The sequence below is a fragment of the Micromonospora sp. WMMD1128 genome (assembly GCF_027497235.1).
GTDB lineage: Bacteria > Actinomycetota > Actinomycetes > Mycobacteriales > Micromonosporaceae > Micromonospora.
This window is the reverse complement of sequence record NZ_CP114902.1, coordinates 4,993,229-5,017,845: the sequence shown is the minus strand read 5'-3', so window position 1 is coordinate 5,017,845 and position 24,617 is coordinate 4,993,229. Positions and strand designations below refer to the sequence as shown.

General features: G+C 74.3%; 17 protein-coding genes. 11 read left to right on the top strand and 6 right to left on the bottom strand.

The features are described 5' to 3' along the window. The first annotated feature begins 106 nt into the window (after positions 1-106). From O7602_RS22295 to O7602_RS22285, 3 genes are read left to right on the top strand one after another with little or no spacing between them, the layout of a single operon-like run. Entirely contained in the window at positions 107-1,111 is a 1,005-nt protein-coding gene (locus O7602_RS22295; RefSeq protein WP_281584561.1) for a methionine synthase, read from the top strand. 38 nt (positions 1,112-1,149) lie between these two features. After that, positions 1,150-1,518: a VOC family protein gene (locus tag O7602_RS22290; protein ID WP_281584560.1), complete on the top strand. Its 369-nt coding sequence runs from the start codon at positions 1,150-1,152 to the stop codon at positions 1,516-1,518. Positions 1,519-1,547: 29 nt separating this feature from the next. Beyond that, a complete protein-coding gene (locus O7602_RS22285) occupies positions 1,548-2,558 on the top strand; it encodes an ADP-ribosylglycohydrolase family protein (RefSeq protein ID WP_281590468.1) in 1,011 nt (336 codons plus the stop codon). Positions 2,559-2,588: 30 nt separating this feature from the next. On the opposite strand, the gene O7602_RS22280 is transcribed toward O7602_RS22285, so the two are convergent. Continuing rightward, positions 2,589-3,167, bottom strand: a complete 579-nt coding sequence (locus O7602_RS22280; RefSeq protein ID WP_281584559.1) for a type II toxin-antitoxin system PemK/MazF family toxin — start codon at positions 3,165-3,167, stop codon at positions 2,589-2,591. Positions 3,168-3,377: 210 nt separating this feature from the next. Here O7602_RS22280 and ligA point away from each other — a divergent pair, with 210 nt between their 5' ends. The 6 genes from ligA (at position 3,378) to O7602_RS22250 (ending at position 14,206) form a co-directional block, all read left to right on the top strand. Beyond that, a complete protein-coding gene (gene ligA / locus O7602_RS22275) occupies positions 3,378-5,513 on the top strand; it encodes an NAD-dependent DNA ligase LigA (RefSeq protein ID WP_281584558.1) in 2,136 nt (711 codons plus the stop codon). Positions 5,514-5,653: 140 nt separating this feature from the next. Further along, complete coding sequence (locus O7602_RS22270) at positions 5,654-8,359, top strand: EAL domain-containing protein (protein ID WP_281584557.1); 2,706 nt, start codon at positions 5,654-5,656, stop codon at positions 8,357-8,359. Positions 8,360-8,466: 107 nt separating this feature from the next. Beyond that, complete coding sequence (gene gatC, locus O7602_RS22265; RefSeq protein ID WP_091063838.1) at positions 8,467-8,772, top strand: Asp-tRNA(Asn)/Glu-tRNA(Gln) amidotransferase subunit GatC; 306 nt, start codon at positions 8,467-8,469, stop codon at positions 8,770-8,772. Then, positions 8,769-10,244 carry an Asp-tRNA(Asn)/Glu-tRNA(Gln) amidotransferase subunit GatA gene (gene gatA, locus O7602_RS22260; RefSeq protein ID WP_281584556.1) on the top strand — a complete coding sequence of 492 codons (1,476 nt, stop codon included), beginning with the start codon at positions 8,769-8,771 and terminating at the stop codon, positions 10,242-10,244. Before gatC ends, gatA begins: the two co-directional genes overlap by 4 nt. Positions 10,245-10,255: 11 nt before the next feature. Next, complete coding sequence (gene gatB, locus O7602_RS22255; protein WP_281584555.1) at positions 10,256-11,752, top strand: Asp-tRNA(Asn)/Glu-tRNA(Gln) amidotransferase subunit GatB; 1,497 nt, start codon at positions 10,256-10,258, stop codon at positions 11,750-11,752. Between the two features lie 105 nt (positions 11,753-11,857). Continuing rightward, positions 11,858-14,206: a pyruvate dehydrogenase gene (locus tag O7602_RS22250; protein ID WP_281584554.1), complete on the top strand. Its 2,349-nt coding sequence runs from the start codon at positions 11,858-11,860 to the stop codon at positions 14,204-14,206. 557 nt (positions 14,207-14,763) lie between these two features. Here the strand turns inward: O7602_RS22250 and O7602_RS22245 are convergent. From O7602_RS22245 to O7602_RS22235, 3 genes are all read right to left on the bottom strand, one after another. Next, entirely contained in the window at positions 14,764-16,389 is a 1,626-nt protein-coding gene (locus O7602_RS22245) for a metallophosphoesterase (RefSeq protein WP_281584553.1), read from the bottom strand. Between the two features lie 53 nt (positions 16,390-16,442). Beyond that, positions 16,443-17,618, bottom strand: a complete 1,176-nt coding sequence (locus O7602_RS22240) for a PQQ-dependent sugar dehydrogenase (RefSeq protein WP_281584552.1) — start codon at positions 17,616-17,618, stop codon at positions 16,443-16,445. Between the two features lie 102 nt (positions 17,619-17,720). After that, a complete protein-coding gene (locus O7602_RS22235) occupies positions 17,721-19,526 on the bottom strand; it encodes a SpoIIE family protein phosphatase (protein WP_281584551.1) in 1,806 nt (601 codons plus the stop codon). A 143-nt stretch (positions 19,527-19,669) separates the two neighbouring features. Between O7602_RS22235 and O7602_RS22230 the strand changes: the two genes are divergently transcribed. Further along, a complete protein-coding gene (locus O7602_RS22230; protein ID WP_281584550.1) occupies positions 19,670-20,596 on the top strand; it encodes a 2-hydroxyacid dehydrogenase in 927 nt (308 codons plus the stop codon). Here O7602_RS22230 and O7602_RS22225 read toward each other — a convergent pair. Further along, positions 20,590-20,976, bottom strand: coding sequence for a PH domain-containing protein (locus O7602_RS22225; protein WP_281584549.1), 387 nt, complete (start codon positions 20,974-20,976; stop codon positions 20,590-20,592). The two genes, O7602_RS22230 and O7602_RS22225, sit on opposite strands and share 7 nt — an antisense overlap. 235 nt (positions 20,977-21,211) lie before the next feature. On the opposite strand from O7602_RS22225, the gene O7602_RS22220 reads away from it, so the two are divergent. Beyond that, entirely contained in the window at positions 21,212-23,485 is a 2,274-nt protein-coding gene (locus O7602_RS22220) for a GGDEF domain-containing phosphodiesterase (RefSeq protein WP_281590466.1), read from the top strand. Between the two features lie 71 nt (positions 23,486-23,556). On the opposite strand, the gene O7602_RS22215 is transcribed toward O7602_RS22220, so the two are convergent. Continuing rightward, positions 23,557-24,576: a LacI family DNA-binding transcriptional regulator gene (locus tag O7602_RS22215; RefSeq protein WP_281584548.1), complete on the bottom strand. Its 1,020-nt coding sequence runs from the start codon at positions 24,574-24,576 to the stop codon at positions 23,557-23,559. Between the last annotated feature and the right edge of the window lie 41 nt (positions 24,577-24,617).

The window sequence follows — 24,617 nt, the reverse complement described above, 5'->3', positions numbered from 1 at the left end:
GCGCCTATCCGTCACCCACCCCTGACGATGCGCCGCCGTGCCGTGCCTCCGGCCCGCTGACCGCCGCGCCGACCGCTGCGGACGGCACGGTGGATAGGCTTCGGCGGTGACTGATCAGCAGTGGCCCTGGCCGGCCGGGGCGGCGACCGGAATCGGTTCGCTGCCCGGCACCGACATCGCCGAGGCACAGCGGATCGTGCTCGGCGAGCTGCCCGACCTGCCGCACCTGCCGGAGCTGCCCGCCCGGGGGCCGGGGGCGGACCTCGTCGGCCGCGCCGGCGGCCTGCTCGTCGAACTCCCGGTCGAGCTGTACGCGGCCCGCTGGCGGATCGCCCCGCGCCCCGGCCGGGACCTGCGCCGCGCCCGTGACCTGATGGAACGCGACCTGGACCAGCTCGCCGAGCAGGCCGAGGCGTACGCCGGTCCGGTCAAGATCCAGGCCGCCGGCCCGTTCACCCTGGCCGCCGCGCTGGAGCTGCCGCTCGGTGGTCGGGTGCTGCGCGACCCCGGCGCGGTGCGGGACCTCGCCGGCTCGCTCGGTGAGGGACTGCGGGGGCATGTGGCGGCGGTGGCCCGGCGGCTGCCCCGCGCCTCGGTGCTGCTCCAGCTCGACGAGCCGTCCCTGCCGGCGGTGCTGGCCGGTCGGGTGCCCACCGAGAGCGGCTTCGGCACCCACCGTCCGGTGGAGGCGGAGACGGCCCGGACGCTGCTGCGCGGCGTGTTCGACGCGGCCGGCGTTTCCACGCTCGTGCACTGCTGCGCGCCGGACGTGCCGCTGGAGCTGATCCGATCCGCCGGCGCGATCGGCGTCGCCCTCGACCTGTCGCTCGTCACCGATCTGGACCCGCTCGGCGAGGCGATCGACGCCGGGTTCGGGCTGCTGGCCGGCGCCGCGCCGACGCTGCCGCCCGCGTCCGGTCGGGCACCGACCTCGGCCGAGGTCGCGGATCGGGTCCGCCGCGTCTGGGACCGGCTCGGTTTTCCCCGCCGCCGGTTGGCCGGGCAGGTGGTGGTCACGCCCGCGTGCGGCCTGGCCGGCGCCACCCCGGCGTACGCCCGTGCGGTGCTGGCCGCCTGCCGCGACGCCGGCCGGCGGCTCGCCGAGGAGTGACGTTTTTCCTGTCGTACCCCGGGGGCAGGATGACGGGCATGATCGGACGACTGCGTTCCACCGTGATCGACTGTCCCGACCCGCGCGCGTTGGCGGGTTTCTACGCGGAGCTGCTCGGCCTGCCGCTGATCGAGGAGAGCTCCGAGGGCGACGAATGGGTGGTGCTCGGCGGCCCGCCGGGGCACCAGCCGCGGCTGGCCTTCCAGAAGGCACCCGGTTTGCGTGCCCCGGAGTGGCCCGACCCGGAGCGACCGCAGCAGTTCCATCTGGACGTGACGGTGGACGACATCGAGGCAGCCGAAAAGGCGGCGCTGGCCCTCGGCGCGCGGCGGCTGCCCGGTGGGGAGGAGGGCTTCCGGGTCTACGCCGATCCGGCCGGTCACCCGTTCTGCCTCTGCTGGGACTGAACGCGCGAGGTTCGCCCGGCCGGTGCATGATCACCGCCGTGACCTCATCCACCGAACGCCGTGCCGCCGGCTCGCTCTTCGGCCTCGCCTACGGTGACGCTCTGGGCAAGCCGACCGAGTTCCTCACCGTCAGCGAGATCGTCCGGCGCTACGGCCCGGCCGGCCCCCGCGAGCTGGTGGGTGATCCGGCGCTCGTTACCGACGACACCCAGATGGCGCTGGCAGTGGCGTGGGCGCTGCACGACGCGCCCGCGTACACGCCGGAGGCGGTGGAGCCGCTGCTGCGGCAGCGCTTCGTCGACTGGGCGGCCAGCCCGGAGAACAATCGCGCGCCGGGCATGACCTGCCTGCGCGCCTGCGCCGAGCTGAGTCGGGGGGTCCGCTGGCAGGAGGCCACGGTCGCCGGGTCGAAGGGCTGCGGCGCGAACATGCGGGTCACCCCGGTCGGGCTGCTCGACGTCGACCTGGACACGCTGGCCGGGCTGGCCCAGCTCCAGGCCGGCCTCACCCACGGGCACCCGACCGGGCTGGCGGCCAGCGAGCTGACCGCGTACGCGATCCGGCTGCTGCGCGACGGCGCGGCGCTGCCGGAGCTGCCCGGCCTGCTCACCGCGCGGGCCCGCGCGCAGCGCACGGTCTATCGGGGCGACTGGCTCGATGACCTGTGGCAGCGTCCCGGCGGCACCACGGCAGCCGAGTTCATCGCCCGGGGCTGGGACGACTGCCTGCGGGTGCTCGGCCGGCTGGAGGCGGCGCTGGCCTGCCCCGACGACGGTGGCGACCCGTGCCGGCTCACCGGCGAGGGTTGGGTCGCGGAGGAAGCGCTCGTCACCGCGTTGCTCTGCGTGCTGTGGCATCCGGACGACCCGGTCGGCGCGCTGGCCCGGGGCGCCACCACCGCCGGCGACTCGGACTCCGTCGCGGCGCTGGCCGGCGCGTTCGTCGGGGCGGCGCACGGCATGGCGGCCTGGCCGGCCGGCTGGGCGGGCCGGATCGAGTACGCCGACCAGCTCACCGCGCTCGCCGCCGCGCTCGACTGAGCGGCGTCCCCGGCACGCGGTGGGATGCCGTCACGCGGTGAGATGGGGAAGCCGGCGGACGCCACGCCACACGTCGGCGTCGCAGTCACCGGCCCGGTCGGCGAAGGCGGTCAACGGCACCGGGATCGGCTCGCTGACGTCCAACCAGCTGTCGTGCTCGGCGTCGGCGTCCCAGCCCCGGGTCGGAATGGACACGTGGTCGTCCCGGTCCGACTTGTCCTGACTGGTGATCTTCAGGACCTCGGCGTCCCGACCGTCGACCCGCAGCACCAGGCAGGGGCGCACCTTCGAGCCGGTGCCGTCGGCGTAGGGCACGTCGGCCCACCAGATCTCCCCGGGACGCGGGACGTCCCGGCCCGGCCGCCCGGCGTCGCGTGGTCGCGGTGGCGCGCCGGTCCGGCCACTGCCGCTCCCGCCGCCGGCACGGCCACCGCGGGGCGTCCTCCCGGGCCGGCTGCCGCCACCGGCGCCCGGTCGCCGGTCACCGGGCCGCCCGCGCCGACCCGTCCGGGCGGGCCGGTCGGCGGACCGACGACGCCACTCGCTCCACAGCCAGCCCGCGGCCACGCAGGCCACGATGACAAGCGCCCAGATCAGCCCGTCGCGCATCCGTACCCCGCCTCTCGTCCGCTTCGGCCCAGCGCCGCCGCCGCGATCGTCGCACGTCCGGCGCCCGCCGGCTCGGCCGGCGCGTCGCACGCCGTCGAGACGCCGGTCGCCTGATCAGAGCCGGTGGCCGGACGGTTGTCACCCCCGACCGCTACGGTTCTCGGGTAGCGCGAGCACGGGAGGTCGACAGCGGTGTCCGAAGACGGCAGCGTGTCCGAAGAAGCGGTTCCCCTGACGGTCGACGCCGCCCAACAGGCGGCGGCCGGGGCCGAGCCGACCCCGGAGGCCCGGGAGCGACACGCCACGCTCAGTCAGGAGCTGACCGAGCACCAATACCGCTACTACGTCCTGGACGCGCCGACGATCACCGACGCGGAGTTCGACCGGCAGTTGCGCGAGCTGGAGGCGCTGGAGGCGGAATACCCGGCGTTGCGTACCCCCGACTCGCCCACGCAGCGGGTCGGCGGCACGTTCTCCACCGACTTCACCCCGGTCACCCACGCCCAACGGATGCTCTCGCTCGACAACGCGTTCGCCGACGAGGAGCTGGCCGCCTGGGCCGAGCGGGTCGAGCGGGACGCCGGCGGCCCGGTGCCCTATCTCTGTGAGCTGAAGGTCGACGGGCTGGCCATCAACCTCACCTACGAGAAGGGCCGGCTGGTGCGGGCGGCCACCCGTGGCGACGGGCGCACCGGCGAGGACGTCACGGCGAACGTGCGCAGCATCGAGGGGGTGCCGGCGCGGCTGACCCCGGCCGACGACGTCCCCGAGGTGCCGGAGATGCTCGAGGTGCGCGGCGAGATCTACTTCCCGGTGGCCGCGTTCGCCGACCTCAACGCGAGCCTGGTCGAGCAGGGCAAGGCGCCGTTCGCGAATCCGCGCAACGCCGCCGCCGGCAGCCTCCGTCAGAAGGACCCTCGGGTCACCGCCTCCCGGCCGCTGCGTCTGGTCGTGCACGGCATCGGGGCCCGCGAGGGCTATCGCCCGGCCGCGCAGTCCGAGGCGTACGCCGCGCTCCGCGCGTGGGGGCTGCCGACAAGCGACCGCTGGAAGGTGGTGGACGACCTGGCCGGCGTGGCCGAATACATCGCCTACTACGCCGAGCACCGGCACGACGTCGAGCACGAGATCGACGGCGTGGTGGTCAAGGTCGATCCGGTCTCCATCCAGGGCCGCCTCGGCTCGACCAGCCGCGCGCCACGCTGGGCGATCGCCTTCAAGTACCCGCCCGAAGAGGTCAACACCAAGCTGCTCGACATCGACGTCAATGTGGGGCGCACCGGCCGGGTCACCCCGTTCGCCGTCCTGGAGCCGGTCCGGGTGGCCGGTTCCACGGTCGCGCTGGCCACCCTGCACAACGCCCGCGAGGTCGAGCGCAAGGGTGTGCTCATCGGTGACACGGTGGTGCTGCGCAAGGCCGGCGACGTCATCCCCGAGGTTCTCGGCCCGGTGGTCGAGCTGCGTCCGGCCGACGCCCGACCGTTCGTGATGCCGACCACCTGCCCGGCCTGCGGCACGCCGCTCGCGCCGGCCAAGGAGAGCGACGTCGACATCCGCTGCCCCAACTCCCGCAGTTGCCCGGCGCAGCTGCGGGAACGGGTCTTCCACCTGGCCGGCCGCGGCGCCTTCGACATCGAGGTGCTCGGCTACAAGGGCGCCGCCGCGCTGCTCGACGCCGGGATCATCGCCGACGAGGGCGACCTGTTCGGTCTCGACGCCGAGCGGTTGAGCCAGTCGCCGTTCTTCGTCAACAAGGACGGCACGCTCGGCAGCAACGCCACCAAGCTGCTCGACAACCTCGCCGTGGCCAGGGAACGCGAGCTGTGGCGGGTGCTGGTGGCGCTCTCCATCCGGCACGTCGGACCGACCGCGGCCCAGGCGTTGGCCCGGCACTTCCGTTCGGTCACCGCGATCGAGGAGGCCGCGGAGGAGGAGTTGTCCTCGGTGGACGGCGTCGGCCCGACGATCGCCGCGAGCATCAAGGAGTGGTTCGCCGTCGACTGGCACCGCGACGTGGTGCGCAAGTGGGCCGAGGCGGGCGTACGGATGGCCGAGGAGGCGGGCGAGGAGGGGCCGCGACCGCTCGACGGGGTCACCGTGGTGGTCACCGGCACGCTTGCCGGGTTCAGCCGCGACCAGGCCGCGGAGGAGATCCAGAGCCGGGGCGGGAAGGTGACCGGGTCGGTCTCCAAGAAGACCGGCTTCGTGGTGGTCGGCGACAACCCGGGCTCGAAGGCCGACAAGGCGGCCACGCTGAAGCTGCCGATCCTCGACGAGGACGGGTTCCGGGTGCTGCTGGAGTCCGGCCCGGAGGCGGCCCGGGCGGTGGCCCGCGTGGAGGGGTGACCAGCGCCCGCAGCCGGATACCAACTTAATTACGACTGCCACCTATTCGTGACTGTCGCGCCGGGCAAAGCCGGTCGGAGGGCGTTTCATTGGCGTACGGCGCGTGACGACGCGCGCCGGGACCGTTCCCGGGAGGTGCGATGGCGACCGGCGACCCGCGCAACTCCGTCCCGCCGGGGCGGAGCGGGCCGTTCTTCGGCTTCGTCGGCGCGGTCGGCCTGTTCGCCCTGCTCGTCTCGATCGGGCCGCTGGCCGGGCTTCCGGGTCGGCTGACCGAGCTGCCGGTCGCGTTCTGGACCATGGCGGCGCTCGCCGTGGCCTGCGACGCCCGTCCGTTCGTCCCGCCCGGCCGGCGGCAGACCTCGGCGGTGTTCCCCTCCACCTGCTTCACCTTCGCCATCCTGCTCGGCTGGGGGCTCGGCCCGGCGGTGGCGGTGCAGGCCGTGGCCGTGGCCGTCTCCGGTTGGCGGCTCGGCTACGCCGCCTGGCGCACCGCCTTCAACGCCGCCCAGTACGCGTGCGCGCTCGCCGCCGCGTACGCGGTCACCCGGTTCGGCCCGGGCGAGCTGTTCGGCGGCGGTCGGCTGCACTGGACCGACGTGGCGGCGGTGGGCGGCGCCACGGTGGCCTGGTTCCTGGTCAACTACGGCCTGGTCAACACCGCCATCCGGCTGCGGTTCGGGCACCGGTGGTGGCCCGCGGTCCGGCTCGGACTGGCCTACGAGCTGCTCTCCACCGGTTCGCTGCTGCTGCTCGCGCCGGTGCTGGTGGCCGCCGCCGCGACCAGCGCGGCGCTGATCCCGCTGGTGTTGGTGCCGCTCTTCGCGGTCTACCGGATGGCCCGGCTCTCCGACGAACGGGAACAGCTCGCCGACCTCGACCCGCTGACCGGGCTGCCGAATCGCAAGGCGCTGCTGACCGAGGTGGCCGAGCAGGTGCACCTGCACGCCGAGCGGGCCGCCCGGGGTGAGCCGGACGCCCACCTGGCCCTGCTGCTGCTCGACCTCGACCGGTTCAAGAACGTCAACGACGCGCTCGGGCACGCGGTCGGTGACCGGCTGCTGGTCGAGGTGAGCGCCCGGCTGATCGACGTCGTCGACGACGGCGAGCTGGTGGCGCGGCTCGGCGGCGACGAGTTCGCCATCGTCGTACCCCGGTTGGCCGGCGTCGGGGCGGCGCGGGAGCGGGCCGACCTGGTGGTTGCCGCGCTCGCCGAGCCGGTGCCGCTGGACGGGCTGCCGCTCGACGTGGGCGGGTCGATAGGCGTCGCGCTCTTCCCCGAGCACGGCGAGGACTTCGCCACCCTGATGCGGCACGCCGACGTCGCCATGTACGACGCCAAGCAGCGCAACGACACCGTCGCGGTGTACGCCCCGGAGTCCGACCACAACTCGGCCGAACGACTGAGCCTCCTGGCCGACCTGCGCCGGGTGCTGGAGTCCCCGTCGCCCGGCGAGCCGGTGGGCGTCCGCGGAGGTGACGGCGCCGCGCTGACGCCGGACCTGCCCACCGCCCGGCCGGCCCACGACGGGCGGGCGGTCCACGACGGGCGGGCGGTCCACGACGGGCGGGCGGTCCATGACGGGCGGGCGGTCCACGACGGGCGGCCGGTTCGCGAGGGCCCGCCGGTTCGCGATCACGGTCGGGACGGGGTGCGACCCGCCGACGCTCCGGCCCGGTGGCGGTTGCGGTGGCGGCGGGCCCGGGTCGAGGCGCGGACCGACGACGAACTGATCGATCGGATCCTCACCGGCGCCGACCCGATCCGGCGCCGGTCCGCGCGTACCGGCGTTCCCACCGGCCCGGTACGGCCCGGCAGCGAGCCGGCCCCGGTGGCGGCGCCGGTCCCCGACGCCGCATCCGCCCTGGTGGCCGCGCCGGCCGTGGACGCCGCGCCGGCCGTGGACGCCGCGCCGGCCGTGGACGCGGCGGGCGCGCCGGGCGCGCACGCCGCGCCCGCCGCCCGAGCGTTCCCCGTCGCCGGTGCGACAGGCGGCGTCGGCGGTGTGACAGGGGATCGCGCGCAGGTGCGCGAGATGGAGGACCCGGGCGAGATCACCATGTACTACCAGCCGCAGATCGCCATCGCGACCGGCGAGGTGGTCGGCGTCGAGGCGCTGCTGCGCTGGCGGCACCCGCGCCGGGGGATGGTCGATCCGGGGGAGTTGATCCAGGTCGCCGAGCAGAGCGCGGTCATGCGGCTGCTCACCCGCCGAGTGGTGGACGACGTGGTGGAGCAGCTCGCCAAGTGGTTCGCGGCCGGGCTCCCACTGCGCGCCGCGCTCAACGTCAGCGTCCGGGACCTGCACACCGGCGAGATCGCCGACCAGATCGCCGACCGGCTCGCCCGGTACGGGTTGCCGCCGGAACGGCTCCAGGTGGAGATCACCGAGGGCGCGCTGATGGCCGACCCCCGGCGGGTGCTCGCGAGCATCACCCAGTTGCACCGGATCGGGGTCGGTATCGCGCTCGACGACTTCGGCACCGGCTACTCGTCGTTGCAGCACCTGCGTCGACTCCCGCTGTCCGAGGTGAAGGTGGACCGGTCGTTCGTGTTGGGGATGGCCGACGACCCGGACGACGCGGCGATCGTCCGCTCGATGATCGAGCTGGCCGGCGCGCTCGGGCTGCGGGTGGTCGCCGAGGGGGTGGAGGACGAGCGCACCTGGCGGCTGCTGCACGCCGCCGGCTGCGACGTGGCGCAGGGTTGGTTCCACGCCCGGCCGATGCCGGCGGAGGAGCTGATCACCTGGCTGTCGCGGTACCGCCCGATCCACCCGGCGCCGGTGGAGGGCGAGGGCCAGGGCGGGCCGGAGGCGGAGGGGGAGTCGAAGGCGTCGACGTGACGGCGGGACAATAGACTCGCTCCGGTCACCACGCGTTATCGTTCACCGTCGTACGCGCGGCCGGCACACCGCAGACGTCTCTCAGACAGCCACGAAGGGGGCACCCGATGGCCGCCATCTCCCGCGAGGAGGTCGCGCACCTCGCGCGACTGTCGCGGCTCGCCGTCACCGAGGAGGAGCTGGACACCTTCGCCGGCCAGCTCGACGTGATCCTCCAGTCGGTCGCGCAGGTCGGCGAGGTCGCCGCGGCGGACATCCCGCCGACGTCCCACTCGGTGCCGCTGACCAACGTGCTCCGCGAGGACGTGGTGACGCCGAGCCTGACCCCGCAGGAGGCGCTGTCGGGTGCGCCCGACGCCGAGGAGCAGCGGTTCCGCGTCCCGCGGATCCTGGACGAGGATGTGGCGTCATGACCGACCTGACGAAGATGACCGCCGTCGAGATCGCCGGCCTGGTGGCGAACGGGGAGACCTCCGCGGTCGACGTCACCCGCGCCCACCTCGACCGGATCGGCGCCGTCGACGACCGGGTGCACGCGTTCCTGCACGTCGACACCGAGGGCGCGCTCGCCGCCGCGCGGGCCGTGGACGAGCGCCGGGCCGCGGGCGAGGAGTTGGGCCCACTCGCAGGCGTGCCGGTCGCCGTCAAGGACGTGCTCACCACCAGGGGCGTGCCGACCACGGTCGGGTCGAAGATCCTGGAGGGCTGGCGCCCGCCGTACGACTCGACGATCGTCGAGCGGCTGCGCGCCGCCGGCACGGTGATGCTCGGCAAGACCAACATGGACGAGTTCGCCATGGGCTCCTCCACCGAATACTCGGCGTACGGGCCGACCCACAACCCGTGGGACCTCGACCGGATCCCGGGCGGCTCCGGCGGTGGCAGCGCCGCGGCGCTCGCCGCGTACGAGGCGCCGCTGTCGATCGGCTCGGACACCGGCGGCTCGATCCGCCAGCCCGGCGCGGTCACCGGCACCGTCGGCGCCAAGCCCACCTACGGCGGCACTTCTCGGTACGGGCTCGTCGCGTTCTCCTCGTCGCTCGACACGCCCGGCCCGTGCGCGCGTACCGTGCTCGACGCCGCGCTGCTGCACCAGGTGATCGCCGGCCACGACCCGCGCGACTCCACCTCGATCCCGGCCCCGGTGCCGGACGTGGTGGGCGCGGCGAAGCTGGGCGCGGGCGGCGACCTGACCGGCGTCAAGCTCGGCGTGGTCACCGAGTTCACCGGCGAGGGCGCCGAGCCGGGCGTGATGGCCGCGTTCCGGGAGTCCGTGGAGGCCCTGGCCAAGCTGGGCGCCGAGATCGTCGAGGTGTCCTGCCCGCACTTCTCGTACGCGCTGCCGGCCTACTACCTGATCGCGCCGAGCGAGTGTTCCTCCAACCTGGCCCGGTTCGACGGCGTCCGGTTCGGCCTGCGGGTCGGCGACGACGGCAACCGGTCGCTGGAGGAGGTCATGTCGCTGACTCGCGAGGCCGGCTTCGGGCCCGAGGTGAAGCGCCGCATCATGATCGGCACGTACGCCCTCTCCTCGGGCTACTACGACGCCTACTACGGTCAGGCGCAGAAGGTGCGCACGCTCATCACCCGCGACTTCACCGCCGCGTTCGAGCAGGTGGACGCGCTGATCTCGCCGACCACCCCGTTCGTGGCGTTCCCGATCGGCGCGCGCACCTCGGATCCCTACCAGATGTACCTGGCCGACCTGTTCACCATCCCGACGAACCTGTACGGCGGCCCGGCCATCTCGGTGCCGTGCGGGCTGTCGGACGGGCTCCCGGTCGGCCTGCAGATCATGGCTCCGACCATGGCCGACGACCGGATGTACCGGGTCGCCGCCGCGCTGGAGTCGACGGTCGGCACGTTCACCCCACCGGCACTGTGAGGCAGGAGCAGATGACGACGACACTGCCCGCGTACGACGAGGTCGTCGCGCGCTACGAACCGGTGATCGGCCTGGAGACCCACGTCGAGCTGGGCACGAACACCAAGATGTGGTGCGGCTGCCCGACCGACTTCGGTGGCGAGCCGAACACCCGGGTCTGCCCGGTCTGCCTGGGCCTGCCCGGCTCGCTGCCGGTGGCCAACAAGGCGGCCATCGAGGCGACCATCCGGATCGGGCTGGCGCTGAACTGTTCGATCGCCGAGTGGTGCCGGTTCGCCCGGAAGAACTACTTCTACCCGGACATGCCGAAGAACTTCCAGATCAGCCAGTACGACGAGCCGCTGTGCTTCGACGGTTACCTGGACGTCGAGGTCAACGGCGAGCTGGTGCGGATCGGCATCGAGCGGGTGCACCTGGAGGAGGACACCGGCAAGACGCTGCACGTCGGCGGCGCGACCGGCCGGATCCACGGCGCCACCGAGTCGCTCGTCGACTACAACCGGGCCGGCATCCCCCTGGTGGAGATCGTCACCAAGCCGATCCCCGGCACCGGCGCGCTTGCCCCGGAGATCGCCCGGGCGTACGTGGCGGAGCTGCGCGACGTGGTCCGCTCGCTCGGTGTCTCGGACGTCCGGATGGAGGAGGGCTCGCTGCGCTGCGACGTCAACACCTCGCTGAACCTGCCGGGCGAGGAGTGGGGCACGCGCACCGAGACCAAGAACGTCAACTCGCTGCGCTCGGTGGAGCGGGCGGTCCGGTCGGAGATGCTGCGTCAGGCGTCGGTGCTGGACGCGGGTGGCCGGATCGTCCAGGAGACCCGGCACTTCCACGAGGACACCGGCGACACCACCTCGGGCCGGTCCAAGGAGACCGCCACCGACTACCGCTACTTCCCGGAGCCGGACCTGGTGCCGCTGGCGCCGGACACCGCGTGGGTGGCCGAGCTGAAGGCCGCCCTGCCGGAGCTGCCGCGGCTGCGCCGCAAGCGGATCCAGCAGGAGTGGGGCCTGTCCGACCTGGACATGGAGTCGGTGGTCAACGCCGGTGCGGTCGAGCTGATCGAGGCGACCGTGGCTGCCGGGACCACCCCGGCGGCGGCCCGGAAGTGGTGGCTGGGCGAGCTGTCCCGCCGCGCCAACGAAACGGGCGTGGAGCTGGCCGACGTGGGCGCCACCCCGGCGCAGGTGGCGGAGCTTCAGGGGCTTGTCGACGCCGGCAAGCTCAACGACAAGCTGGCCCGTGCCGTGCTGGAGGGCGTGGTGGCCGGCGAGGGTTCGCCGACCGAGATCATGACGAACCGCAACCTGGAGGTGGTCTCGGACACGGGCGCGCTCACCGCCGCCGTGGACGAGGCGATCGCCGCCAACCCCGAGATCGCCGACAAGATCCGCAGCGGCAAGGTCGCGGCGGCCGGCGCGCTCGTCGGCGCGGTCATGAAGACCACCCGTGGCCAGGCCGACGCGAAGACCGTCCGCGAGCTGATCCTGGAGCGCCTCGGCGCTGCCTGACAAGTGTTAAAAGGGGCCCCCGCCTATGCAGAATGCGTTAAGCGGGGGCCCCGCCTTACCCCCACCCCAACAGGGCGTCAACGGCGACGCCCGGATGGAGTCACCGTGAACGAGCACGTCCTCGACGAGATCCAGCGCCGGGTGCTCTGGCTCGCCACCCGCATCGTCGACGCGGCCAACCACGACCGGGACACCGGCGACGGGGTGAAGGTCGGCGGCCACCAGGCGTCGAGCGCGTCGCTGGTCACCGCGATGACCGCGCTCTGGTTCCAGCACCTGGACGCCGAGGACCGGGTCGCGGTGAAGCCGCATGCCTCCCCGGTGTTCCACGCCATCCAGTATCTGCTCGGCAACCTCGACCGGTCCTACCTGCCGAAGCTGCGCGCCCGCGGCGGCCTCCAGTCGTACCCGTCACGCACCAAGGACCCCGACGAGGTGGACTTCTCCACCGGCTCGGTCGGCCTGGGCGCCGCCGCGCCGCTGTTCGCCGCCGTCACCCGCCGCTACGTCGACGCGCACTTCGGCGCGCGTCCGCACTCCCGGTTCGTCGCGCTGATCGGCGACGCCGAGCTGGACGAGGGCAACATCTGGGAGGCGGTCGCCGACCCGGCCACCACCGGGCTGGGCAACGTGATGTGGCTCGTCGACTTCAACCGGCAGTCGCTGGACCGGGTCGTGCCCGGGGTGCGGATCAACCAGTGGCGCGGCCAGTTCGAGGCGGCCGGCTGGCACGTCGTGGAGGTCAAGTACGGCCGCCGGCTCGCCGAGGCGTACACCCGGCCGGGCGGCGCGGCGCTGCGCGACTGGATCGACCTGATGCCCAACGAGCAGTACCAGTCGCTGTTCGGGCTGGCCGGTCCGGAGCTGCGCACGCAGTTCCTGGACGGCGCGCCGGCCGGGGTGGCCGCGTTCGTCGCCGACATCGGCGACGACGAGCTGGGCCCGCTCGTCACCGACCTGGGCGGGCACGACGCGCAGGCGATGCTCGACGCCTACGCCCAGTGCGACGCGGTCACCGACCGGCCCAGCGTGGTCTTCGCGTACACGGTGAAGGGCTGGGGCCTGCCGATCGCCGGGAACCCGCGCAACCACTCGGCGCTGCTCAGCACCGAACAGGTGGACGCGCTGCGCGCCGCGCACGGCCTGACCCCGGAGACCGAGTGGGACCGCTTCGACCCCGCGTCGGCGGCGGGCATCCGGGCCGGCGAGCGCCGGGAGGCGCTGTCCCGCCCGCCGCGCGAGCGGGCGTTGGGCGTCACCGTTCCGGAAACCACGAGGGTACGCGTCAACAAGCCGGTCTCCACGCAGGAGGTCTTCGGCCGGGTGCTCGTCGACCTGGCCCGGGACCCGCAGGTCGCGCCCTACCTGGTGACCACCGCGCCGGACGTGGCGACGTCGACCAACCTGGCCGGGTTCATCAACAAGACGGGCGTGTTCGCCCCCACCGAGCAGCGGTCGTGGACCTCCGACCGGATGCTGCGCTGGACGGAGAGCCCCGCCGGGCAGCACATCGAGCTGGGCATCTCCGAGATGAACCTGTTCCTGCTGCTCGGTCAGCTCGGCCTGTCGTGGGACCTGTCCGGCCAGCCGCTGCTGCCGGTCGGCACGGTCTACGACCCGTTCGTGCTGCGCGGGCTGGACGCGTTCCTCTACGGCACCTACTCGGGCTCCCGGTTCGTGGTGGCCGGCACCCCGTCCGGCATCACCCTCGCGCCGGAGGGCGGCGCGCACCAGTCCACCATCACCGCCTCCGTCGGCCTGGAACTGCCCGGGGTGACGTTCCTGGAGCCCGCGTACGCCGGCAGCCTCGACTGGCTGCTCTGCGACGCGCTCGGTCAGATCGCCGGCGGCGGCGCGCCGGCCGCCACCGCCGCGCCGGCCGAGGACGGGGCGTACTACTTCCGGCTCAGCACCCGGCCGGTCGACCAGGCGCCGTTCGAGGCGGCCCGGGCCCGGCTCGGCGACGCGGTGCTGCGCCGGCAGGTGGTGGCCGGCGCTTACCGGCTGGTCGACGCGCACCAGGCGTACCCCGATCTGGCGGACGCCCCGGTGGTGCAGCTCGCCGCGTCCGGCGCGGTGCTGCCCGAGGTCCTGGCCGCCGCCGCGGAGCTGGCGGAGGAGGGCGTCGCGGCGCACGTGGTGGACGTGACCAGCCTGGACCGGCTCTACCGGGCGTGGCAGCGGACCCTGCGTCAGGGCGTGCGGACCGCGACCGTGCCGAGCGTGCCCGGCGCGCTGCGGTCGGCGTTCGCCGACCGGGTGCCGGTGGTCACCGTGCACGACGCGGCCTCGCACGCGATGGCCTGGCTCGGCTCGGCGGTCGGCGCTCCGGCGGTGCCGCTCGGGGTGGACGAGTTCGGTCAGTCCGGCAGCGTGCGCGAGCTGTACGAGCTGCACGACCTGCTGCCCGGCAGCATCGTCAACGCCGCCCTGGCGGCCTTGGCGCTGCGCTGATCCGGCCCGGTCCGGCATTGGGGCGGTCCGGCTGCGGGCGGTCGTCGGAGCGCAGAGCACCGTGCGGCCAGTTCCGGAAAGCGAGAACGCGCCCTTGATCGACTCCATTTCGCCGAAGTGGCGGGGTTGCGGGGCCGAGATACCGCCATCTCGCCGAAGTGGAGTCGATCAAGGGTGAAACCGACCCGGCCGATTCGGGAGCTGGGCCGGGTCGACGCCGGAGTCCTGGTACGCGAGCGGCCTCAGCGGGGGCGGCTGCCGGGCGCCGGGTGGTCCGCCGGGGCCGCGCGGCGCAGATTACGCAGCGCAACCTTGACGTGTGATTACTGAGAGTAAGGACACTGCCTCGGGCGGACGAAGGGTCTTCGGTGCCTTTGCTCTGCAGCCAAATCCGCATCACCGCGCTGAGCTGGCTCTATAGAAGATTAGCCATTTACGGTGTCGGGCCGATTTGGTGACGCTGGGTGCCTGCTGCGTGGATGGGTGCAGAGCAAAGGCGCGGACGAGCCCTCCTCCGCTCGAACGCGTATGTTACTCAGGGTGATGGTGTGTGGGGGTCAGCCGGTGGTGGTGGGGGTCGGGCTCGTCGCGGTCGTCGACGGGGACGACGACGGCGACTCCGGCGCACCTCGGGTGGGCGTCGGGGTGACCGGCACCTCGTCGCCCTTCGCCGGGTCCCGGATCACGTGCCGTTCCAGGTTGACCTGCGACTGCCCGGTGCCGCCCACGGTGATCTCGTCGTACGCCTGGAGCAGCTTCTGCTCGTCGAAGTAGAGCACCGTCATGGTCAGCGGGGTGGGCTTCTCGCCCTCCAGCCCGCGCAGCCCGGCACCGCCGGTCGAGCCCTCCACCATCAGCGTCGTCGGTTGCTCCCCCGGCACCTGCGGCAGCTTCGACACCTGCCGGGCGTGCTTGTGCCCGGAGAGCACCAGCGGCGTGATGCCGGAGAGCGGCCCGGCCGACGCCGGGTCGTGCACGAGCGCGATGTCCACCTTCCGGGGTGACTTCTCGACCGTGGCGGCGAGCTGCTCACCGGCGCCGATGACCTGGTCGGCGACCGCCGCGGTGAGGCCGCTGCCGGCCGGTGAGGTCTCCTTGTCCGGGGTGAACCGGGGGTCCCCGATGCCGGCGATGGTCAGACCGCCGACCGTCGTCACGGAGTTGTCCAGCACGATCGCGTTCGGCTGCTGGGCCACCGCCGCGGCGGTGCGTGGCGAGTCGTGGTTGCCCCGGATGAACACGTACGGCTTCTTGAGCAGGCCGACCGAGCCGACGAAGGACGCCTCGGGCTCACTGCCCCAGTCGGTCATGTCGCCGGTGTCGATCACCACGTCGATGCCGAACTGCTCGACCACGGTGCGGATGAGCTGCCAGCCGGTGGGGTTGAGGTGCATGTCGGAGACGTGCAGCACCCGCGTGGTGCCGGGGGACGGCTGCACCACCGGCAGCGAGGAGACGGTGGTGTAGAGCTTGCTGACGTTGCCGACCAGATGTTGGAGCTGCTCGGCGTACTTGGTGTAGTCGTCGGCGATCCGGCGGGCGTCACCGACGATCGCCGGCGCGTTGACGAGCAGCCCCTCGTACCGCGGCTCCTCGATCGCCTGCGGGCGCACGGTGGCGGCGGCGAGGCCGAGGCTGCCGGCGGTGACGGCGAGCGCCAGCCCGCCGGCCCAGGCGGTGCGCCGGACGTCGCGGAAGACCAGCCCGGCCAGGAGCAGGGTGGCCAGCACGGTCGAGGCGAGCGTCTTCAGGCCGAGCCGCATGACCCCGGCGCGGACGTCCTCCACCGCCGACTGGCTGGCCCGGCTGATGCTCGCGGGATCGCCGAGCAGCGCCTCGGTGCGCCCCTGGTCCAGTGAGCCCACCTTGACGGTCAGGTACGCCGGCCCGGTGTGGCTGTCCAGCAGCAGCGCGCCCAGCGGCGGGATGTCGACGGTGGTCCCGCCGTTCAGGGACGGGCTGAGCGTCAGTTCGGCCCGGAACGGGCCGATGTCGGTGCCGACGTGGCCACCGGCGTACGTGCCGACCACGATGCCGCCGAGCGTGACCGCGAGCACGGCCAGCACCACGCCCACCCGGCGCAGGCGGGGGCCGGGCCGCCACGCCGGGAAGCGGCGGGCACGCCCGGTGGCCGGGGACTTCGGGTCTCCGGCACGCTGCTCTTCGTTCTCCTGGCCGTCCATGCTGAGATTCTGCCTGCCCGTTGGGTGATCTTGGCAAACCTGCCGGAAGTGGATCAGCTCCGGCCCGCGCCGCCGTCGGCGAAGACCAGGCGCAGGAGCCGGTCGTCATCGGCCGCCGGCTTGCCCCGGCCGTCCCGGTTCGAGGTGCTGACCCAGATCGAACCGTCCGGCGCCGCGGTCGCGGCACGCAGCCGACCGTACCGGCCGGTGAGCAGCTCACGCGGCTGGCCGAGGACGGTCCCGTTGTCGGCCAGCTCGACCAGCCACAGCCGCTGACCGCGCAGGCAGGCGGTGACAAGCAACCGCTCCACCGCGGCCAGGCCGGAGCAGGAGGCGTCACCGGTGCGCCACTGCACGATCGGGTTCACGTAGCGCGCGTCCTCGCCGCGTCCCTCGACCTGCGGCCAGCCGTAGTTGCCGCCCTTGTTGATCTGGTTGATCTCGTCCCAGGTGTTCTGGCCGAACTCCACGGCGTACATCCGCTTGTCCGGCATCCAGGCGAAACCCTGCACGTTGCGGTGCCCCGACGACCACACCGGGGAACCGGCGGTCGGGTTGCCCGGGGCCGGCTTCCCGGCCGGGGTGATCCGCAGGATCTTGCCGCCGAGGCTCTTCGGGTCCTGGGCGTTCTCGGTGCGCCCGGCGTCCCCGGTGCTCGCGTAGAGGAAACCGTCCGGGCCGAAACCCAACCCGCCGCCGTCGTGGTTGCCGGCCTTGGGGATGCCGGTGAGGATCGGCGTCGGCGCCTGGCCGAGTTGCAGCTTGGCGATCCGGTTGTCGTCCTCGGCCGTGTAGTAGACGAACACCGTGCGGTCCCGGGCGTATCCGGGGGACACGGCGATGCCGAGCAGACCGCCCTCACCGCCGGCGGCCACCCCGGGCACCGTCTGCACCGGCCGCACGGCGAGCCCGTCCGGCCCGGACTCCGGGCCGACCTGGAGGATCCGCCCGCTGTCGCGCTCGGTGACGAGCGCCGCGCCGTCGGGCAGGAACGCGATCGCCCACGGCACCGCCAGCCCTTTCGCCAGCACCGTCGCCACGACCTGCTGGTTGGCCCCGCCGGAACTGGCCGCGCCCGACGGCGTCGGCAGGTTGGGCGGCTCGCCGGCCGGGTCCGGCTCGGGCTCGCCGAGGGAGCAGCCGGCAACGGCCAGCAGCAGCGCCGCGCCGGACGCCGCCAGCGCCGTCCGGGGGCGGAGGAAGCGAGGGTACGTCAGACGCGGGCTCACCCGACCCAGCGTAGCCGGACGCGCCGACGGACCGGCGGTGCCGGAGGCCGGTACGTCATCCGGGCGCCTCTCGACGGCGCCGCGCGGTCGGCTGTTCGGCGGTCAGCCGGCCCGCAGGGCGAGCACGGCGACGTCGTCCTCGCGTCGGTCCGCGGCGGCGAGGAGGCGGTCGCAGAGAGCGGCCAGCGGGACCTGCGGTCCGTCGGCGGCGAGCCGCTCGACAAGTTCCGCCTGCCCCTCGTCGATCGGCTGGTCCCGGCGTTCGATCAGCCCGTCGGTGTGCAGCAGCAGCGTGTCGCCCGGCGCGAGGGTCACCGTCCGCCCGGTACGCCGGGGCGGTCGGGCCAGGCCGAGCAGGGGGCCCCGACCCTCCGCCGCCGACACCGTGCCGTCGGCCCGGATCAGCAGCGGCGGCGGGTGCCCGGCGTTGCACCAGCGGACCCGCAGCCCGTCGTCGGCCGGGCGAACCCGGGCCAGCACGGCGGTGGCGACCGTGGGCACCCGCAGCCCGCCGATGGCCCGGTCGAGGTTGGCCACCAGATCCTCGACCGGATCGTCCCGCCCGTACGCGTTGCCGCGGACCAGGTTGCGCAGCTGGCCCATGGTGGCGGCGGCCTCGATGTCGTGGCCGGCGACGTCGCCGATCGCGGCGACCAGCTCGCCGTCGGGCTGGACGAAGGCGTCGTACCAGTCGCCGCCGACCTCGACCCGGTCCGCCGCCGGCAGGTACCGGGCGGCCAGCTCGATCCCCGGCACTGTCGGCAGCACCGGCAGCATGCTGTGCTGGAGCACCTCCGCGACGTGCCGCTGCTCGCCGTAGAGCCGGCTGTTGCCGACCGCCTGCCCGGCCCGTACCCCGATGTCCTGCGCGGTCCGGAGGTCGCTCGGGTCGAAGCCGCGCCGGCCCGGCCGGTTGACGAGCGTGACGGTGCCGATCACCCGGTCGCCGACGGCGGTGATCGGCACCGTCAGGTGGGAGCCGATGCCGAGCCGGTCGGCGAGCGGCACCAGCTCCGGATGGGTGGTGCCGCGCGCCACGTCGTCGAGGCCGGCGGTGTCGCGCATCACCGGCCGGCCGGTGCGCACCACCGACCGGATCAGCGACTCCGGACCGAGCCCGGTGGTCAACAACTGGGCGAACAGGTTCAGGTCGGCCTCGCGCCCGGGGTCGCGGTGCGCGCCGGAGACGCCGCGAGGCCGCCCCGCTGGATCGACAAGCGTGATCAGGCACCAGTCGGCGAGCAGCGGAACCATGGCGTGCGCGAGACGGTCGACCGCGGTGCCCAGGTCGAGCGTGCCGCCGAGCATCTCGCTCATCCCGGCCAGCATGGCGAGCCGGTCGTGCGCCTCCTCGGCGCGGCGGCGGGCCTGCTCGGCGCCGCGGACCGCGATCCGCAGCCGCAGCTCCGAGGAGCAGGCGGCGGCCAGGTCGGCGAGCGTCCGCAGCTGCTCCTTCGTCCAGGCCCGGGGCTTGCTGTCGATCGCGCAGAGCGAGCCCAGCACCCGCCCGTCCAGGTCGGTGAGCGGCATTCCCGCGTACGCCACCACGCCCAGATCCTCGATGGCGAGGTTCTGCCGGACCCGGGGGTAGAGGCGGGCGTCGGGCAGCACCATCGGGGCCTCGGTGTCGACGACGTGCTGGCAGAACGAGTGACTGAGCGGAGTCTCCCGGCGAGCCGCCCAGGGCTGCGACAACCCGGTCTCGCCGGGGAAGAACTGGCGGTCCGCGTCGACCAGGGACACCAGCGCGACCGGGACGTCGAGCAGGTCGCCGACCAGCCGGGCAAATCGGTCGAACGCCTCATCGGGCTCCGCGTCGAGGCGGGTCTCGTCGAGGGACCGAAGCCGGGCGGGGTCGGTGAGCGCGGGAATCGGCGCCGCCCTCCGCTCCGGGTCGTCCTGGCTCATCGCCCCCCTGCCCTGCGCCGTCGCGACGCCGGCCGGCGTCCCGCCCCCGATTAAACCCTGTCGCACGTGTGTCCGACCCGCGGCGGGGCGTTCGTCACTGCCCGAACGGCGCCGACCTGCGGGTACGGATATCGTCGACGATCGTGAAGGTATGGATCCCGCACCCCGAGGGCCACCGACTGCTCGGTGAGCTGCCACCCGACGTCACCGTGGAAGTGCTCGCGGATCCGGCCCGGCTCCCGTCCCCGCCGGCGGACGTGCGGTTCTGGGTGCCCCCCTTCCTGTCCGGCGCGGACGCCGGAGCGTTCCTGTCCGAGCTGCCGGACGTCGAGGTGGTGCAGCTTCTCTCCGCCGGCGCGGACGCGTGGGTGGGGCGGGTCCCGGCGGGGGTGACGCTCTGCGACGCGAGGGGCGTGCACGACTCGGCCACCGCGGAGTGGGTGGTCACCGCGATCCTGTCCGCGCTGCGCGGGTTCGCGCCGCTGGCCCGTGCCCAGGCCCGCCGGGAATGGGCGTACGACGAGGTGGCCCCGACCGACGAGCTCGCCGGCAAGCGGGTGCTGATCGTCGGCGCCGGCTCGATCGGCGCGGCGGTGCGCGCCCGGCTCGCCCCGTTCGAGGTGAGCTTCACCCTGGTCGCCCGCACGCCGCGCCCGGACGAGCAGGTGCACGGGGTGGCCGAGCTGCCCACCCTGCTTCCCACGGCGGACGTGGTGGTGCTGCTGGTGCCGCTGACCGAGCAGACCCGGGGCCTGGTCGACGAGCGCTTCCTTGCCGCGATGCCGGACGGCGCGCTGCTGGTGAACGCCGCACGGGGGCCGGTGGCCCGCACGCCGGCACTGCTCGCCGAGCTGGCATCGGGACGGCTGCGGGCCGCGCTGGACGTCACCGACCCGGAGCCGCTGCCCGCCGACCACCCCCTCTGGGAGCTGCCGAACGTGCTGCTCACCCCGCACGTAGCCGGGTCGGTGCGGGGCTTGTTGCCGCGTGCGTACCGGCTGGTGGGGGCGCAGTTGCGCCGCTTCGCGGCGGGGGAGGAGCTGGCGAACCGGGTGACCGACGGCTACTGACCGGCGCTGTCGTCGTGGGGTAGCGCCTGGCCGGTGGCGGCGATCAGGCGGGGCAGGTCGGTGGTGCGCACCGCGGGCAGCACCAGTGCCTGACCGTCGTCAAGTCGGGCGATCGCCCGGCCGCGGGGACCGCCGCCCAGCTCGGTCACCCGGTCCCAGGGCACCCGTCGTTGCCCGACGAGGGCACGCAGTCGCAGCTCCCGGGCGTCGGCATCGGTGCCGGCCCGCCACACCCAGATTCCGATCACGAGCGGGACGAGCAGCACCCAGAGCAGCCACCAGCGGGCGGTGGCCAGCGGCAGCGCGCCGATGAAGGCGACGATCGCGGCCACCAGGATGGCCTGGTTGTGGCGGAAGTGGACGGTGTCGGCGCGGCTCACCCTCCGATGATCCCACCCGCCCAGCCGACTCTCCCGCCCGGCCGCCGCACGCCGGTCACGTTGGCGTGTGATGGAGGTCACTAGTGGTGTCGCGTCACCCGTCGCGTCCGGAATCGTTTCTAGGCATGGCCGCATCGGTCCCCGCCGATGCAGCTTGCCCACCCGGGCAACCCGCACGTCGCACCGCAACCGCACCGCCCCGTGCCCCCTCACGAAGGCGACCGCCGTGCTCGTCATGCCTCCCACCGGTCCCCGCCGGTGGCCCCTCCTGCCCGATTTCGCCGCCTCACTCAGCGGCGCGTTATTCCTGCTGGCAGGCATCGCCGGGCTCGTGCCCGGCCCGGCCGCCGCGGCGCTCGCCGTCGCCGGTGGCTCCGCCCTCGCCTGTGTCCGGCTCGCCTGGCTCGCCGGCGTCCCACCCACGCCGGCAGCCACGCGCCACGAGCGCGCGGTGGGCTGGGCGGGCGGCTCGGCGACCGGGCGGCGGGCGCGCCGGGTGGCGCTGTCCCGGCGGGTCGCCGCGATCCTCGACGCCGCCGTCCTGGTCGCCGGCCTCACGGTCGCGGTGCTGCCGCTGAGCGATCGGGCGCACCGGCTGCCGGTCGCGCTCGTCGGGTTGGGCCTCGCCACGCCGCTCTACGCCACGGCCCTGTTCCGCCTGCCCGGCCGTTCCCGGCTCGCCTGTCGCGAGCGGCTGCGTCGGGCGGTCGACGCGCTCGCTCTCGGCGTCAGCCTGGCCTTCGCCGGCTGGGTGCTCCTTCCCGCCGGGCCGGTGCCGCCGGCCGGGCTGGTCGCCAGCGTGGGCGGGGCAGCGACGCTCGCCGTGCTGGTGACGGCCGCGCTCGCCGAACGCCGGCGGCGGCCGGGAGCCGCGCGCTGCCACGCCGGGGCCGGGCTCACGCTCGGCGGGTTGGCGCTGCTCGTGGTGCTGCTGGCGTACGACGCGCCGGACCGCGCCCTGTCGGCCGTCGCGCCGCCGGTGCTGGCCGGCGCGCTGCTCACCGCCGCCGGCGCGCGGCGTACCTCGGCCGGGGAGCGACCGCACCGCGGCGCCGCGCCGGCCGCGTGGCCCCGGCTCACCGCGCCGGCCGGCATCGCCGCCCTGGCCGCCGGCGTGCATCTGGGTACGGTCGGGGAGTTCACCCCGGCGGCCATGGCCCTGGGGTTGTCGATCATTCCGCCGATCATGGTCAGTGAGCTGCTGGCCGCGGCCGACCAGCGGCACCGGGTGGAGCGGCTCGCCGCCAGCGAGGAGTGGCTGCGGCGCCTCGTCGGCGGAGGCGGCGACGCCGGTGAGCCGGCGCCGTTGACCCGGGCCGAGCTGGTGCGGGCGTTGCCCCTGCGCAGCGGCGGCGCGCTGCTCCTGGTGGACCTGCACGACGACCTGGCGCCGGCCGGGCCGGTCCTGGCCGAGGTGGGCCGGCGGCTCCGCGCCGGCTGCGGCGCCCACGACCTGGTCGCCCGCGTCGGCGACGCCGGGTTCGCCGTGCTCACCGACCTCGGGCCGGTGCCGGCGTACGCGCTCGGGCACCGGTTGTTGGCCGCGCTCGCCGAGCCGTACCCCGGTCCGGGCGGCATCATGGTCCACGTGCGGGCCAGCATCGGGCTGGCGGAGACCACCGGCGGCGATCCGGAGGACGTGCTGCGCCAGGCCGACCTGGCCCGGCGGCGCGCGGTGCAGCTCGGCCGGGACCGGGTCGAGTGGTACGACGCCTACCTGGAGGAGCAGCTGGTCCGCCGGCTGGACCTGGAGCGGGAGCTGCCCGGCGCGGTGGCCCGGGGTGAGCTGGACCTGGTCTACCAGCCGGTGGTGGCGCTCGCCGACCGGCTGCCGGTGGGCACCGAGGCGCTGCTGCGGTGGCGTAGCCCGGCGTTGGGCACCGTGCTGCCGGCGGAGCTGTTGCCGGTGGCGGCCGACCTCGACCTGCTCGGCGAGGTCGGCTGGTGGGTGGTGGACCGGGCCTGCCGGCAGCTCGCCTCCTGGTCGGAGGGGGGCCGGGAGCTGTGGATGGCGGTCAACGTCACGCCGCGGGAGCTGGCCGCGACGGACTTCGTGGCGCGGACGGCGACCGCGCTCGCGGCATACGACGTGCCGCCGGAGCGGCTGGTGGTGGAGGTGGCCGAGCCGGCGGTCGGGCCGGAGCTGCCCACCGTGGTGGCTCGGCTCGCCGGTCTGCGGTCGCTCGGCGTCCGCACCGCGCTCGACGACTTCCGTGCCGAGCACGCCTCGCTCGCCCAGCTCCGCCGGCTGCCGATCGACCTGCTCAAGGTCGGCCCGCACCTGGTCGCGCCGGGCGCCGACGGGCAGCGTCCGCTGATCGACGTGGTGGCGAACCTGGGGAGCCGGCTCGGCGTGGAGTTGGTGGTCGAGGGGCTGGAGTCGGACGGCCAGGTGGCCGGCGCGCGGCGGGCCGGCTGCCGGTACGGCCAGGGCTTCGCGCTGGCCCGGCCGGCGACGGCGGAGCGGGTCGAGGCGTGGTTCGAGGAGTTCCCGTCGCCGTCGCGGTGAGGCGTCGCGGTGCGGCGGCGCGGTGAAGCAGTGCGGTGAACGTTGCGGCGAGGACGGTTCGCTGAACCGGTTCAGTGGGTGCGGGGTGGTGCGGTGCTGCCGCGCGGTGTGAGGTGGGCGGTCTCGTCCTGCGCGCCTCTCACCTCCCCGCCGGCGATCACGGCGAGGAGTTGCCGGGCGGCGTGCGCGCCGTACGCCGGGATGTCCCGGCCGAGCGCGGTCAGCGGCGGGTGGACGAGCCGGCAGAGCGGCGAGTCGTCCCAGGCCACGATGGACAGGTCGCCGGGGACGGCCAGGCCCATCTCCTGGGCCACGGAGAGCCCGGCAATGGCCATCACGTCGTTGTCGTAGATCACCGCGGTCGGGCGGTTGGCGGAGCTGAGCAGCCGGCGGGTGGCCCGCGCGCCCTCCTCGCCCGTGTAGTCGGACCAGACGGTGCTCGCCTCGTCCAGCCCGAGCCGGGCGCACACGTCGGTGAACGCGTCGGTGCGGATTTCGGTGTGCAGCAACGTCGGCAGCCCGCCGACCCGGGCGATCCGCCGGTGCCCGAGCGCGACCAGGTATTCCACCGTCTCGACCAGGGCCGCCGCGTCGTCGGACCAGACGCTTGCCAGGCCGCCGGTGTGTCCGGGGCCGCCGATGACCACGGCGGGCAGTTGCAGCTCCTCCAGCGCGGGCACCCGCCGGTCGTCGGTACGCAGGTCGCAGACGAAGACGCCGTCCACCCGGCGCTCGGCCCACCACCTGCGATAGACCGCGATCTCGGCGTCCTGGTCGGCGACCACCTGGAGGGTCAGCGCGTACGAGCGGGCCGACAGTTCGGCCTCGACGCCGCTGATCAGCTCCATGAAGAACGGCTCGATGCCGAGTATCCGGGCGGGCCGGCACAGCGCCAGCCCGACCGCCTTGGCGGTGGCGCCGGAGAGCGCCCGGGCGGCGCTGCTCGGGCTGAACCCGATCTCGGCGGCGATCGCCAGGATGCGCTGCCGGGTCGCCTCGGAGACGCCGGGTTGCCCGTTCAGCGCGTACGACACCGCGCCCTTGGAGACTCCGGCGCGCCGGGCGACGTCGGCGATGGTCGGCCGCTTCACCGAAGCGTTCCTCCCCTGTTGTCCGGCCCTCGCGGGCGCTT

Excerpts from the sequence above, each read along its gene's own strand:
- O7602_RS22290 (WP_281584560.1), top strand. The coding sequence starts at position 1,150 with ATGATCGGACGACTGCGTTCCACCGTGATCGACTGTCCCGACCCGCGC.
- O7602_RS22280 (WP_281584559.1), bottom strand. The coding sequence starts at position 3,167 with ATGCGCGACGGGCTGATCTGGGCGCTTGTCATCGTGGCCTGCGTGGCC.
- O7602_RS22270 (WP_281584557.1), top strand. The coding sequence starts at position 5,654 with ATGGCGACCGGCGACCCGCGCAACTCCGTCCCGCCGGGGCGGAGCGGG.
- gatC (WP_091063838.1), top strand. The coding sequence starts at position 8,467 with ATGGCCGCCATCTCCCGCGAGGAGGTCGCGCACCTCGCGCGACTGTCG.
- gatA (WP_281584556.1), top strand. The coding sequence starts at position 8,769 with ATGACCGACCTGACGAAGATGACCGCCGTCGAGATCGCCGGCCTGGTG.
- gatB (WP_281584555.1), top strand. The coding sequence starts at position 10,256 with ATGACGACGACACTGCCCGCGTACGACGAGGTCGTCGCGCGCTACGAA.
- O7602_RS22245 (WP_281584553.1), bottom strand. The coding sequence starts at position 16,389 with ATGGACGGCCAGGAGAACGAAGAGCAGCGTGCCGGAGACCCGAAGTCC.
- O7602_RS22235 (WP_281584551.1), bottom strand. The coding sequence starts at position 19,526 with ATGAGCCAGGACGACCCGGAGCGGAGGGCGGCGCCGATTCCCGCGCTC.
- O7602_RS22220 (WP_281590466.1), top strand. The coding sequence starts at position 21,212 with ATGCCTCCCACCGGTCCCCGCCGGTGGCCCCTCCTGCCCGATTTCGCC.